Origin of the sequence: Aliiglaciecola sp. 2_MG-2023 (assembly GCF_030548145.1) — a bacterium.
GTDB lineage: Bacteria > Pseudomonadota > Gammaproteobacteria > Enterobacterales > Alteromonadaceae > Aliiglaciecola > Aliiglaciecola lipolytica_A.
This window is the reverse complement of record NZ_JAUORY010000022.1, coordinates 12,213-26,435: the sequence shown is the minus strand read 5'-3', so window position 1 is coordinate 26,435 and position 14,223 is coordinate 12,213. Positions and strand designations below refer to the sequence as shown.

Genomic DNA, 14,223 nt, shown 5'->3' with positions numbered 1-14,223 from the left:
ACTCAAAATGTCAGATTTAAAAGATGTATTGGTCCCCGATGTGGGCGGTGAAGAAGTTGAAGTCATTGAAATCTGTGTTTCTGTAGGTGACGATGTCGAAGCAGAAACGTCGCTGATAACGGTTGAAAGTGATAAGTCCAGTATGGATATTCCGGCGCCGTTTGCAGGTTCGGTTGCAGATATTTTGGTGAAGGTAGGTGACAAAGTCAGTCAAGACACTTTGATCATGAAACTTGCCGCTGCGGGCGCGTCCTCTGAAGCGGCTGCTTCAGAGTCAGCACCAGAACCAACGGCAGAACAACCTAAAGCCGCTGCTGCAAGTGCTAGCAGTGAAGTGATTGAAGTTAAGGTGCCTGATATTGGTGGTGACACTGATGTTGATGTGATTGAGGTACTGGTCGCCGAAGGCGATAAGATTGATGCAGAAACGGGTTTAATCACCTTGGAAACTGATAAGGCGACCATGGACGTACCTTCGCCTGCTGCAGGTGTGGTGAAGTCGCTTAAAATCAAAGTCGGAGACAAAGTCTCTGAAGGAACTTTGATACTTGAATTAGAAACTCAAGGTGCATCAGATTCTGCCGCGGATACTGCGCCTAGCGCTGCTGAATCGGCACCATCGCCAGCACCTGCACAACAAGCATCTGCGCCAGAAGCCCCTGCAACTGAAGAAGCTGACTCGGGTGAACAGAGCACCTCAGTGATTGATGTAAAAGTACCTGACATCGGTGGTGATACTGATGTTGATGTCATTGAAGTCTTGGTTGCGGTTGGCGATGAAATAGAAGCTGAAGCAGGCTTGGTGACTTTGGAAACCGATAAAGCCACCATGGATGTACCGTCACCGAAAAGTGGTACGGTTAAAAGTGTCGAATTAAAAGTTGGCGATAAAGTATCTGAAGGTAGTTTGGTTATCACATTAGAGGTAACTGAAAAATCAGCACCCAAAGCAGCTGCTCCAGCACCTGCCCCTGCTCAACAAGCAGCGGCACCTGCAGCACCTGCCAGAGCTGAGAATACCCGTAAGCCACCGGTTCCACATCATCCATCAGCGGCCGACAAAAAATCCAGTGGTAAAGTTCATGCTTCACCGTCGGTGCGTCGCTTAGCGAGAGAATTTGGTGTAGATTTAACACAGGTTGCTGGTAGCGGTCCTAAAAAACGTATTTTAAAAGAAGATGTGCAATCTTTTGTTAAATACGAATTATCACGTCCTAAAATGACCCCTGGGTCATCTGTTGGAAGTGGTTCAGGTGGTTTGCAAGTACTAGCTCCACCGAAAGTTGATTTTGCTAAGTTTGGTGAGGTGGAAGAAGTTCCACTAACGCGAATTCAGAAAATCTCTGGACCAAACCTGCACCGCAATTGGGTAACGATTCCACATGTTACGCAATTTGAAGAAGCCGATATAACGGAATTGGAAAAATTCCGTAAAGAGCAAAACGTCATCGCTGAAAAACGTAAACTAGGGGTTAAAATTACACCTTTAGTCTTTATGATGAAAGCGGTAGCCGATGCGCTTAAAGCGTATCCGGTATTCAATACGTCTTTGTCTGAATCTGGCGAATCACTTATCCAGAAAAAGTATTACCATATTGGTATTGCTGTTGAGACTCCAGGAGGACTTGTTGTTCCTGTAGTACGTGATGTGGATAAAAAAGGTATTGTCGAACTTTCTCGAGAACTTACTGAAATTAGTATCAAAGCCAGAGATGGAAAACTTAAAGGTCCGGATATGCAGGGCAGCTGTTTTACTATCTCTAGTTTAGGCGGCATTGGTGGTACTGCATTTACGCCTATCGTAAATGCGCCTGATGTGGCTATTTTAGGTGTTTCGAAAAGTGAAATGAAACCAAAGTGGAATGGTAAAGATTTTGAGCCAAGACTCATGTTACCGCTGTCATTATCTTACGATCACCGTGTGATTGATGGTGCTGTAGCTGCACGTTTTGCGGTTCATTTGAGCAACGTGTTGGCTGATCTTCGCCAAATTCTACTTTAGGTCATAATTAAGTGCGCTTTTGCTTAAATCATGTTGAAGCGCACTTTTTTGATATTTTTCGTGTTTAGTCGTGCTTTACTTTGCTAACATAAAGTCGCAAAGGTAGTATTTTACAGGTCTGTCAGAATAGAATTCGAAATTTGAGGTCATAATGAGCGAAATTAAAACTCAACTGGTTGTGCTAGGTGCAGGACCTGGTGGTTATTCAGCAGCGTTTAGAGCTGCCGATTTAGGTATTGAAACAGTCATCATTGACTCCCGTGAAACCTTAGGTGGAGTATGTCTTAACGTAGGCTGTATCCCTTCTAAAGCGTTACTTCACGTAGCTAAAGTAATTGATGATGCGAAAGAAATGGCTTCACACGGCGTTGTGTTCGGTGAGCCTAAAATTGATTTAGATAAAGTACGTGGCTGGAAAGACAGTGTAGTAGGGCAACTTACTAAAGGTTTGTCAGGCATGTCTAAAATGCGCAAAGTTAAATTTGTGCAAGGTTACGGTAAATTCACCGGTTCTAATACCCTTGAAGTAGAAGGGAAAGACGGTAAAACAACCATTACTTTTGATAACGCGATTATAGCTGCTGGTTCAGAGCCAGTTTCACTTCCCTTCATTCCAAACGATGATGATCGAGTAATCGATTCTACAGGCGCGTTGGAAATGAAAGATATCCCTGAAAAAATGTTAGTTTTGGGTGGCGGTATCATTGGTTTGGAAATGGGGACTGTTTATCGTTCTCTAGGTTCGCAAATTGATGTGGTTGAGTTTTTAGACCAGTTGATTCCAGCTGCTGACAAAGACGTCATCAAAATTTATCAAAAATACGTTAAAAACAAATTTAACGTCATGTTGGAAACAAAAGTAACAGCTGTTGAAGCTAAAGACGACGGTTTATACGTTACTTTTGAAGGTAAACAAGCACCTGCTGAGCCAGTTAGATACGATAAAGTACTAGTGGCAGTTGGACGTCGTCCAAATGGCAGTTTAGTTGCAGCCGATAAAGCTGGCGTGAAAGTAGATGAGCGCGGTTTCATTAACGTTGATAAGCAAATGCGTACTAACGTTAGCAACATCTATGCGATTGGTGACCTTGTTGGACAACCTATGCTTGCTCACAAAGCGGTACATGAAGGTCATGTTGCTGCAGAAGTTATTGCTGGTAAGAAGCATTACTTTGATCCTAAATGTATTCCTTCAGTTGCCTACACTGACCCAGAAGTCGCTTGGGTAGGATTAACTGAAAAAGAAGCTAAAGAGCAAGGCGTAAGTTATGAAACTGCCTCTTTCCCTTGGGCTGCTTCAGGCCGAGCTATTGCTTCTGGTCGTACTGAAGGTATGACTAAAATGATATTCGAAAAAGACACTAACCGTGTAATCGGTGGCGCAATTATCGGTATCAATGCGGGTGAAATGTTAGGTGAAATTGGTTTAGCCATTGAAATGGGCGCTGATGCTGAAGATGTTGCTTTGACAATTCATGCTCACCCAACGTTAAATGAATCAATTGGTTTAGCTTCTGAAATATTTGAAGGAAGTATTACTGATTTGCCAAACCCAAAAGCAAAGAAAAAGTAATTCTCTGAACGATACAAAGAATGCCAGTCTGCGTTGAGCAAACTGGCATTTTTTATGTCTGCAGGTTTTATCTGGTTTTATCATCACCTGAGCTTATGCTTCTATAATTAGGCGGGGGGATGAGCTAGATTCGTTTTGCTAAATAAAATTATTATAAGAGGAATTATTATGCCGCAAGAAATTAAAGGTAGCTGCTTATGTGGTGCAGTGACCGGTCAGGTTCATGGACCTTACAAACGTTTTTATCAATGTCATTGTGATCGCTGTCAAAAGAAAACTGGCTCAGCGTTCGCTTCACTAATATTTACCGATCCTGACAATATCCAATGGCACAGTGGTGAAGATAAAATAAAACGTTTTGATCTACCAAATGCGGTGCGCTTTAGTAATGTTTTTTGCTCTGATTGCGGCTCACAAGTGCCTTATTTAACCCGTGATGGCAGTATGCTGTGCATACCTGCTGGCTTCTTAGATGGCGTTCCAGATATTACGCCCCAAGCGAATATATTTTGGGAAGAAAAATTTGCTTGGTACGATGATGGCCAAGCGGCACCTAAATTTGCCCAATATCCAGAATAGTATTGGATTAATTGAATTCAGATCATTATTAAAATCATAATTGGTATTTCGCCTACTTTTGAATAAGGGTGTAAACTATAGGAAATGATCTGAATTTATGAATAAAAGTCGCCACTGTGGATCAACTCGAGTTTTTTGACATCCCTAGCCCCTGCATCGGTGTTTGCCAATCAGGTAAAGGGGGCTATTGTACGGGATGTTTCCGCAGCAGGGACGAAAGGCTGTATTGGAATCAGACTACACCTTATGCCAAAAGGGTTATTATAAAAGCTTGTCAGAGACGCAAAGCCATAGCCTCACGCAGGAAAAACGGCGATGCTAAAACAACAACACCTCAGCAAACAGACATGTTTGATGAGTAACGGCCTTTCCCACAGACTTCAACTGCGGTAATTGTATGTTAATTGGCTAACTTAGCGATACTGCTGATGATTTGATCCCAAGCCTCTTCAGGCAATGTGTGCCCCATACCTTTAATAATAACTAATTCACAATTTTCGATGGCTGCGGCTGTGGCTATCCCACACTCGACGGGAACAAGCGGATCACAATCACCATGGATCACCAGACTCGGTAATTTAATCTTATGTAACGCTGAGGTTCGATCAGGTGAGGCTAATATTGCACAGGTCTGTCGCCACACGCCATCAGGATTAAACGAGCGTTCTCTGGCGTGCTGCATAAGTGTTGCTATCTTCTTTTTATCAAAATTGAAATAGTCGCCATTAAGCATTTTCCATAATTTTAAAGAATAATGTAGGTAAGCTTTAGGATCTTTAGGCGGCGGCTGTATGATTTTTAACATTACCGACTTTTTGGGTTTAGGTAGCGTTCGGTTACCGGTAGTAGACATAATAGAGGTTAAACTGGCCACCCTATTTGGATAATCTATGGCGATACATTGGGCGATCATTCCACCCATAGATACTCCTACTAAATGGCAGGTAGCAATGTTTAGATGATCTAATAATGCAACTGCATCACCGGCCATCGTATGTAAATCGTAAGGAACGTGCAGCTTTTTACCAAACAATTGATTGGCCGCGACTGAAAAAATGGTTGGCTTTTTTTGACCTTGTAATAAGGTACTTCTGCCAATGTCGCGATTGTCGAAACGGATCACCCAATACCCTTGGTCCACCAATTTTTGACAAAATCGTGGATCCCAATGAATCATTTGAGTTGCTAGGCCCATTATCAACAATAGGGGTTTGTCTTTTGGGTTACCAAAGGTTTGGTAACACAACGTAATTCCGTTTACGTCCGCGAACAGCTCTTCGCTATTAGTTACTTCACTCAAATTTATGCCCTATCAGGATTTGGATACAGAACTCTATGTAAGGTTTTTTGTCTGAATGGCTGCCATTGGCCTTCTTTTTGCGCTAATCGATTGGCGACAATCCATAATACCTGAGAATTATGTCCTAAGCCCATATGGCTACCTTTCACCTCAATATTTTCCGATTGTGGATGCAAATGTTCATTTGAGTTGATACATGATTGCCAGTGAGCTACGCCGTCACTACGGGAAAAAATAGCTGAACTTGGAACCTGTGGTGGGGGAATAATTCGTTGTGCAGCATCTGGTTCTCGTTGATTTAAATCGCCATTTATCATCTCAAACATTTTAGCCGCTACGGGGGCAGAACCCTGAGGGCCATTAAATGGACTGCCTAACGAAATAACTTGTCTTACACAATCAGGAATTGCACGGGCAATTTCTCTTGCCAAAATGCCACCCAAACTCCAGCCCACAAGGCTGACCTTGGCATCGTGTTTGACATGCAATTCAATGACTTTATTGAGTAACTGGTCACTCACGATATGCTGTCCACCTACAATGTGGGTGCCTAGGTTTCTTCCTAAGCCCCAACCATGAGGTTTATAACCTTTCATTTTGAGAAAGGTACGTAGAGGTTTAGTCGAAATATCCGAGGCTAAGAAACCAGGCAAAACCATCACAGGATGTTTGTCACCACGAGGAGCTTGCAGCAATAAAGGCATCAATAAACTGGTTGTACCGAATTCGAAAAGCGATCTGCCCTCCGAGAGCATATGGCGCTTTTTGGGACGATTGTTTGGCAGTGTCGCTATTTCGTTATTCATATAAACTCTCTACTTCTTTGGTTATATACTTCGTGCTTTATTTTTCATTTAACAAAGCGTTAAACGCAGCCATGTTGGCTTGCTTCTTCTGCACGGCAGCTTCCAATTCATTAGCGGAATCTAATATGCATTTAGTTAAAACATCGATATCGGGCATCAAATTGGCTGAACTTGTTGGACTAATGGTGATCGTCCCGTCGTAGCTTAGCACCGGCATAATTAACCCCATACCATCAAAAATGGGCCCGGTTCCCATATTGGTAAGTAACTTGTGTCCGCCTAGATACAACGGAATATTTGGCCCCGGCACGTTTGTAATTACCAAGTTGAAAAATGGTTTATGCCACTTGGCTAACGCTGATCGTGTATAAAATCGTGAAGCTACACCAGCTAAACCGAATGGAATTAAGTCTGCGTATCCCATTAGACTTTTAGCGTCTATTGCTTCTTGGTACAGCTTACCAACTAGGGTATTAACATGGATTTTCTCCAAACGCTTAATCGGGTCTGCCTCATTTGTAGCCAATTGGATGTACATGGCTGATACCTGATTTCCCATCGCGTTCTTTTCATCTTTCGAACGGGTAGAGACAGGCACCATAGCTACCAATGGTTGCTCAGGCAATTCCCCTTTAGCTAATAGGTATTGGCGCAACGCACCGCCACAAATAGCCAATATCACATCGTTTAGGGTAGCCCCATCAACCACTTTACGTATTGCCTTTACCCGATCAATTTCGAGTAAAGCGGAATTCCATTTACGTTCTTGCTCAACCACCCCATTAAATGGCGTTTTTGGAGCGCGGAAGGGCAGGGTTGGCATTTTAATGCCATGTACACGGGACAGATAACTGGCTTTTAAGGTGGCCTTGCCTGTATCCCATAACAATCCCGGCAATTTTCCCGGAATAGTAACTAAGTTATACGCACTACGAGCCATAAGGTTCATCGCGCCAGGGATCTTTTCTTGGGGTTTGGATACTTTCGCGGGGACCGGCCGAGGTTTGGGAGTGACATCCCACATCATGGCCATTAAATCTGCACCTGATTTACCATCGAAACCAGAATGGTGTACTTTAGTTATTATCGCGACAGATCCTTTCGGTACTTGCGATACGTTGTCTAAGCCTTCAACAAAAATAAATTCCCAAAGCGGTCTGCTCCTATCTAGACATGTTGAAAAATGCTGAGATGCAGCATAACGCAGTTCCTTCCAAGAACCCGGCGCAGGTAATTTCATGTGTCGTATATGTAAACTCAAATCGAAATTGGGATCTTCAATCCAGTAAGGTCTATCTAGGCTTAGGGGAACGGTAACCAGTCTTTCGGTGAGCTTTGAAACTAGATGGATACGTTTTTCCATAAATTCGTAAAACTCTTCGAATTTCATCGATCCTTCCATTATGCATACGCCACCTATATGCATCGGGACTTTTTCAGTTTCTAAAAATAGAAAAGTTGCATCTAAACCTGAGAGTTCTTCCATCCTGCTTCCCTGTTAACAAACCGTTATAAATATACCGTACGCCTAACAACGTAAATATCAACTTTTTTTTGTGGTTGGATAAGCAGTGCGGCTGAAGCCTTGGTTAAATATGAAAACCCATAACTATGCACAAAAAAAAACCGCAATTTGAGTTCAGCATGACTATAATGTCCACTACTATCAATCACATCTCATCCAAAAGTATTCGTATTTATGCAAGCAATTGATTACGCAAAAAAAGCTAGCACCTCATTTGCCCTGCCAGACATTTGTCTGCGTATTCGGCAAATGTTAGATGATCATCAATCAGACGTCGAAGATATCGGAAACCTTGTTAGCTTAGATCCATCACTTGCATCCAAATTACTTAAATTAGCCAATAGTCCATTGTTTAGATTCCGCTCTCAGGTCGATAACATTGGTAAAGCAGTAAACATACTAGGTGGCGAAGCACTATATAATTTAGTTATGGCTGAAACTGCGAAAGATGCATTCGACTCTTTGAGTGATGAAAATGTGGATCTGAAGCGATTTTGGAAACAGAGTTTATTCACTGGTTTAGTGGCTAAGCATTTAGCCAAATTAGCGCGAGTTAGAGGTTCTGAACGGTTCTTTTTGTTGGGTTTACTGCATAATTTAGCAGAATTGGTGGTGACGAAAGAGAGTCCTGAGTTAGCTGCTAAATGTATTCCAGCAGATCACGCAACAGTGCCATTTGCGCTGCAAAAAAATATACTCGGATTTACTTATCCACAATGTAGCTCAACGATTTTGCAACTTTGGCAACTACCGACGCAAATTTCATTGCCCATCATGCATATCACCGATGAAGATTATGCTATGGGTAACAAAGAGGTCGCTATTATGCATGTGGCTGCCATTGCAGGATATATGCTGGCGACGAACTTCCCAGGAAACCTGCCTGAAACAATTAATCCAGTGATCTTAGCAAGTGTAGATTTGGATGTTGAAGTACTTGTTGATGCTATCACTTTCAGTAAGCAGGAAATAAACCAAATGATGTCTATCTTCAGTCCTTACTAACTCGCTAGCATTAAACATCGTCAAGCTTGTCGCTAAAAGCAGACATATCTTTGATATGCAATGTAGGAACGGGTTGAAAGTAGCATTTGTTTGATTTTTAATCTATTTTAGTGCTGCATATTGTTACGTTATTATATACAATGTCGCAAAAATAGAACAAATTCTAATTTAGATCGGTTTATATGAAGTTAATTTGCGCCACCATTTGCCTTTTCATCAGTTTTTCCAGTAGTGCACGCACTGATGTAATTCGAGCACTTTTTCTCGCTGATGCACCTTTTCATGGTGATGCGACTGCTGAACATCACGACTCTTTCACCATGAACGGTGAGTTCGGAGTTATCTATGCCGATGGAAATACCACAGGTACTACGGTTACCGGTAAGTTAAATGCTAAACAAGATCTGCTTAAATGGCATCACCGTTACGTGGCAAAAGTACTGTATAAACAAAACGAACAAGTTATTGATGAAAATAGTGAATTAGTTACCAGCGCACAGAATGTTTTCGTTTCAATGCAATCAGATTTTAAATTAAAAAATCCCACTAACCGTCTATTCATGTACGGTGAATACGAAGATGATCGATTTAATTCATATCGTTACCAAGCCGCTTTAGCTGTGGGTTATACAGAGCAATTATGGTCTGATAAAGAGAGTGAGTTTACCTACAGTGTCGGGCCAGGGTATGCGCGCTCGATTGCCAAAGAAAATACTGATGTGTTAGATCAAACTGGTGTTATAATCCGCGCGGCAATGGAATACGAGAAAAAATTCAATGATATGGCAACGTTCAGGCAATATTTAAGCACTGAAACCGACGATGAGTTTTCACGCTCTTTTTCGGAAACTTCTTTGGCGGCAAAAATTAATGGTTCTTTGGCTATGAAGTTGTCTTTTAATATGACCCATAATCGTTCACCTCAAGAGTTGGACGAACCACTAGATACTCAAACTTCCGTCACATTGGTATATCAGTTTTTTTAATTGAATTGCTAAAAATAACCATGAATCAGCAACTTGGTACATTTTGTGTTTACCATCTTGGTGGTTTGAAACGTTTCAACCAATATTCAGTAAAACAATAATAATATCAGCTGTTTTTATTTTAATTAAAATCAGGAAAGTCGAATGAAAAAATCAGTTTTATGTTCAGTTATATTTTGCGCCCTAGCAGCAAATGTAAGCGCAGAAGAAACTAAACCTTTTACCATGGATGGCGAGTTTGGCTTAATCGTCACTTCTGGTAATACTGAAACTACTTCCGTTAAAGGTAAGTTGTCTGCTCATCAAGAACTAGAAGAATGGAGTAACGACTTCATTATTGAAGGGTTATACAAAAAAGACCAAGTAACAGTTGATGAAGAAACTGTTACACAAACCACGGCACAGAAGTGGTTCGTATCTGGTCAGGCTAACTATAAACTAGAAAACCCAGACCATCGTTTATTTGGTTTTGGTTCTTACGAAGATGACCGTTTTAGCAGTTATGATTATCAATCTACCGTCGCTGTAGGTTGGAACCAAAAATTGTGGGCAGACGAAACGTCGTCATTTGAATACAGTATCGGTCCTGGTTATTCTTATTCTAAGACTCAGAGCACTGAAGACGCGGATGGAAATTTTGTAGCGGGTGAGACTGAGAAAGGTCTGATTGTACGTGGTGCATTAGATTATCAGTGGAAAATCTCAGATACCGCTACTTTTAAACAGTTGTTATCAACAGAAGTTGGTGAAGATAATACAAAATCTAAATCTGTGACGTCGTTATCTGCAGCAATAAATGGTTCTTTGTCTATGAAATTCAGTGTGACTTTGGATCATAACTCTGGTGCATCTGATGATACTGAAAAACTAGATACACAAACTGCAGTCACTTTGGTTTATACCTTTTTCTAATCCCTGCTTGTTTGATATTTGCTTGAAGCCGGCTTTTTACGCCGGCTTTTTTATGTTTTACGCAAGGCGTTTACCAACGAAATTGCGCCACCAATAGAGTTTGCTGCTGATTTGCATCTATCGGAAGGTCTAATTGGGCTCTGTTTTGTGCTGTATTCTTGTTGAAATGCTGCTCTATACCTAACTGCCAATTTTCATCAATATCGTAGCGCCAAGCTAAAGTTAGCCCGTAGCCATCACTGTTATTCATGTCGGTGGGGAAAACATCATCTTCAGATACTATAAACCTGTCATAACGCAGGCTTATTCGGTGCTGTGATACTGTATGGCTAAGCATTAAATACCAAGCATCAAAATCCACGTAAACATACTTTACGCCCATTACAGTACTGCCGGTCATAATTTGGCTAATCAGCCGTGTATTGGCGTCTAATTTATGTTGCATGGAAAACGAATGGAATTTAGTGCGCCAACCATAAAGTCGTTGACTGTTAACCGCTAACGGATCAGCTTGATTATCGTAATAATAATAACGAAAGCTTGATTGGTTGAAATAGCTCAGATGCAAGCCTGTATAAAACCCCCAACGTCGGTCTAGTTCATGGAAAGGTTCTACATAGTCAGGATGAAATATAAAGTCAGTATCAATCACCGTCGGGTAGGCAGCAAAGTTGACTCTGTCATTGTTAAGAGACTGTCGGTCGTGCATCGCAAAGCCGCGCCAACTTATTAAGGTACCAAGAGGATCATTACCTTTGAAAGTCGCCGCAACAATCTCCCACGTCCAAGGGCTTCTTCTTGCTCTGCCAGGGCTATAAAATGATAGCTCTAGACCTAGCGTTCGCATTTCTTCTCCTACCCAGCTATTGATTGCCGATTGGGTATAGGTGTAGGGAGATAGCCAGCCTGCATCGACATTTTCCAATGACAAGCGTGGGTAAAAAAAGCCAGCTCGCCCTTTGAATTTGATTTTTTCAGGGCTTAAAGGTTTATAGTTTAAAAACGCTTGAGAAAACCCGAAATGTTGTTCACCGTCAGCATAATAATTCGCCACGGCATCTACACTTACGCTGGAGGTTATGTCTAAATTTGTGTGCAACAGAGCTTGTTGAATACCTAATTTACTTTCATCGTGACGAAGAATACCGGTACCTTGATGTTGGTACGATTGCCAACTGTCAGCATCAGCAAGGTAAATTTGCATTAGGCCGCCAATCTGATTTGCCACGGCTGGTGTTACAACACTTATACATACCAACAAGCTAAACACAAAGTTGGCAATCAACGTTTTGCACAAAAGGTAATTTTTAACTATCAATAGCAAAGTTCCATGTTGATTAGCATTACACTCTATTCGTAATCGGTTAGTTTATCTGCTTGTTGCTCATAAAAACTAAGGTCTTGTAATAGCTTTTCTTTTAGAGAAAAGCGCGCACTAGTTGGAGCATCAACATTAATCATTTGGGTCAAAGCGTCGAAATCATCTTGAATTCTAGGATGCCAAATTTTGACTTTGTAATGACCTTTAGGAACGTCTATTGTTACTTTTCCATCTTGACTGGTTTTTGCAAAATAAGGCGTATCTACCACCCAAATATAAGCAAGCATCCAATCATGAACATTACAACCGAGTTCTACTTCACCTTGATTATCAAACAGCAATGGGTCGGCGTTTGATCCTTTATACAACTTTAACTCAAATTGTTTAGCTGGAGAAAAGGAGTAAACATGGTGTTTGATTGAATCAGAATTAGGAAATACTACTTTACTGCCTTTTTGAACCGCTAAAATGTGTGGCATAAATTGACGGTCTACTTGATCCATGACCGCAATATCTTTGCTAATTTCGGCAACGGCAACATCGTCTTCAGGCTCTAGGTAAACGACAGTTTGGAAAACAGGGGTATTGTTATGACTCACAACGTCAATTGTCACCGGTATCGCGAACGCTTTAAGGCTAACAAACACAGTGCAAACCCAGAATATCTTATGCATCTAAGTACTTCCCAAATCTCGTTGGCATTATAATTAATACCAGTAGAACGAGTTTTTAACCAATAAATTTCTTATTAATATACCTTGTTATGGGCAAGGTTACATTTTAATTGATGGCTTGATTGGTTGTTCAGTTATGAGGGGCAAATGAAACCCGTTTAAGGTGACGTTGAATGGCGCATAAAATAAACAGCACTTCCCGATAGAGTGGCTATCGGGAAGTGTTAAACGATTAGTGTAAAATACGAGTTTTAATTGTCCCGTCGATTTTAGTGAGTTGCTCAAATGCTTCTTTCGCATCGTCTGTCTCAACGTCAATTACCACATAACCAATATTTTCATTTGTTTGTAGATATTGTGCAGCGATATTAATGTTGTGAGCTGCAAATGCTTGGTTGATCTGAGTTAAAACACCAGGCGCATTGACGTGGATGTGTAACAAACGAGAACGATTTATATGTGATGGCAAGGATACTTCAGGGAAGTTAACCGCTGAAAGCGTCGACCCGTTGTCACTGTATTTGGCCAATTTACCCGCAACTTCAATACCGATATTTTGTTGTGCTTCTTGGGTACTTCCACCTACGTGAGGAGTAAGAATCACGTTATCAAATTTTCTCAAAGGCGAAACAAACTCTTCGTCATTTGATTTTGGCTCTACTGGGAAAACATCAATAGCAGCGCCGTTCAACTTGCCTGATTCCATGGCTTCTGCCAATGCATCAATATCAATTACGGTGCCTCTGGCAGCATTCATTAAGATAGCGCCATCTTTCATCATCGCCAGTTCTTTTTTGCCAATCATATTTTGCGTCTGTTCAGTTTCAGGCACATGCAAAGAAACAACATCTGAAGTACTGAGTAATTGCTTAAGGGTTTTAACTTGAGTTGAGTTACCCAAAACCAATTTATCTTCTATGTCAAAAAACTGGACTCGCATACCTAAGTGCTCTGCCAAGATGCTTAGCTGAGTACCAATGTGGCCATAACCAATAATACCTAAGGTTTTGCCTCGCGCTTCATATGATCCTACTGCGCTTTTTTCCCATACACCGCGATGGGCTTTGGCATTTTTACTTGGTACACCACGAAGTAATAAAATGATTTGGCCTAGGGCCAACTCTGCAACTGAACGGGTGTTAGAGAAGGGCGCATTGAACACCGGAATACCGCGTTTTTGTGTTGCTTTAAGGTCGACTTGATTAGTACCAATACAAAAACAACCAACCGCTACGAGTTTTTGCGCAGCATCTATAACATTTGCAGTGAGCTGTGTACGAGAACGAATACCAATAAAGTGAACATCTGCAATCTTTTCGATTAACTCTTCTTCTGATAACGACGTCTTAATATATTCAATATTGGTATAGCCATTGGCTTCAAGGGTTTCCACTGAACTTTGGTGTAAACCCTCAAGCAACAATATCTTAATTTTTTCTTTGGGCAGTGATACTTTGCTCATTAATGTTCCCGTACATGATCGTTAGTTAAAGATATCTGAATTAAGAGACATCTGGACGTCTATTTGAATGTGAAAAAT

13 protein-coding genes are annotated in these 14,223 nt (G+C 41.3%); 7 read left to right on the top strand and 6 right to left on the bottom strand.

What is annotated here, in order from left to right:
* Nucleotides 1-7 precede the first annotated feature (7 nt).
* The 4 genes from aceF to Q4567_RS17865 all read left to right on the top strand — a co-directional run bounded on the left by aceF (nt 8) and on the right by Q4567_RS17865 (nt 4,516).
* Nucleotides 8-2,002: a dihydrolipoyllysine-residue acetyltransferase gene (gene aceF / locus Q4567_RS17880; RefSeq protein WP_303501356.1), complete on the top strand. Its 1,995-nt coding sequence runs from the start codon at nt 8-10 to the stop codon at nt 2,000-2,002.
* 151 nt (nt 2,003-2,153) lie between these two features.
* The gene (gene lpdA, locus Q4567_RS17875) at nt 2,154-3,575 is read left to right on the top strand and encodes a dihydrolipoyl dehydrogenase (RefSeq protein ID WP_216047205.1); all 1,422 of its coding nucleotides are present in this window, start codon (nt 2,154-2,156) and stop codon (nt 3,573-3,575) included.
* A gap of 168 nt (nt 3,576-3,743) precedes the next feature.
* Nucleotides 3,744-4,154: a GFA family protein gene (locus tag Q4567_RS17870; protein WP_216047204.1), complete on the top strand. Its 411-nt coding sequence runs from the start codon at nt 3,744-3,746 to the stop codon at nt 4,152-4,154.
* A gap of 116 nt (nt 4,155-4,270) precedes the next feature.
* Nucleotides 4,271-4,516, top strand: coding sequence for a DUF1289 domain-containing protein (locus Q4567_RS17865; RefSeq protein WP_216047203.1), 246 nt, complete (start codon nt 4,271-4,273; stop codon nt 4,514-4,516).
* Nucleotides 4,517-4,554: 38 nt separating this feature from the next.
* Here Q4567_RS17865 and Q4567_RS17860 read toward each other — a convergent pair whose 3' ends face one another.
* From Q4567_RS17860 to Q4567_RS17850, 3 genes are read right to left on the bottom strand one after another with little or no spacing between them, the layout of a single operon-like run.
* Nucleotides 4,555-5,454, bottom strand: coding sequence for an alpha/beta fold hydrolase (locus Q4567_RS17860; RefSeq protein WP_252728827.1), 900 nt, complete (start codon nt 5,452-5,454; stop codon nt 4,555-4,557).
* 2 nt (nt 5,455-5,456) lie between these two features.
* Entirely contained in the window at nt 5,457-6,260 is an 804-nt protein-coding gene (locus Q4567_RS17855) for a hypothetical protein (protein ID WP_303501347.1), read from the bottom strand.
* A gap of 37 nt (nt 6,261-6,297) precedes the next feature.
* The gene (locus Q4567_RS17850; RefSeq protein WP_216047201.1) at nt 6,298-7,746 is read right to left on the bottom strand and encodes a wax ester/triacylglycerol synthase family O-acyltransferase; all 1,449 of its coding nucleotides are present in this window, start codon (nt 7,744-7,746) and stop codon (nt 6,298-6,300) included.
* A gap of 213 nt (nt 7,747-7,959) precedes the next feature.
* On the opposite strand from Q4567_RS17850, the gene Q4567_RS17845 reads away from it, so the two are divergent.
* The 3 genes from Q4567_RS17845 (at nt 7,960) to Q4567_RS17835 (ending at nt 10,688) form a co-directional block, all read left to right on the top strand.
* Nucleotides 7,960-8,790 carry an HDOD domain-containing protein gene (locus Q4567_RS17845; RefSeq protein WP_303501344.1) on the top strand — a complete coding sequence of 277 codons (831 nt, stop codon included), beginning with the start codon at nt 7,960-7,962 and terminating at the stop codon, nt 8,788-8,790.
* Between the two features lie 182 nt (nt 8,791-8,972).
* A complete protein-coding gene (locus Q4567_RS17840; protein WP_216047199.1) occupies nt 8,973-9,776 on the top strand; it encodes a YdiY family protein in 804 nt (267 codons plus the stop codon).
* 144 nt (nt 9,777-9,920) lie between these two features.
* Nucleotides 9,921-10,688 carry a YdiY family protein gene (locus Q4567_RS17835; protein WP_216047198.1) on the top strand — a complete coding sequence of 256 codons (768 nt, stop codon included), beginning with the start codon at nt 9,921-9,923 and terminating at the stop codon, nt 10,686-10,688.
* Between the two features lie 70 nt (nt 10,689-10,758).
* Here the strand turns inward: Q4567_RS17835 and Q4567_RS17830 are convergent, their stop codons facing one another.
* The 3 genes from Q4567_RS17830 to serA form a co-directional block, all read right to left on the bottom strand.
* A complete protein-coding gene (locus Q4567_RS17830; RefSeq protein ID WP_303501341.1) occupies nt 10,759-11,892 on the bottom strand; it encodes a hypothetical protein in 1,134 nt (377 codons plus the stop codon).
* A gap of 146 nt (nt 11,893-12,038) precedes the next feature.
* Nucleotides 12,039-12,683 (bottom strand): methylamine utilization protein, encoded by a 645-nt coding sequence (locus Q4567_RS17825; protein WP_303501338.1) that lies wholly within the window; start codon nt 12,681-12,683, stop codon nt 12,039-12,041.
* Between the two features lie 232 nt (nt 12,684-12,915).
* Nucleotides 12,916-14,145: a phosphoglycerate dehydrogenase gene (gene serA / locus Q4567_RS17820; protein WP_216047196.1), complete on the bottom strand. Its 1,230-nt coding sequence runs from the start codon at nt 14,143-14,145 to the stop codon at nt 12,916-12,918.
* Between the last annotated feature and the right edge of the window lie 78 nt (nt 14,146-14,223).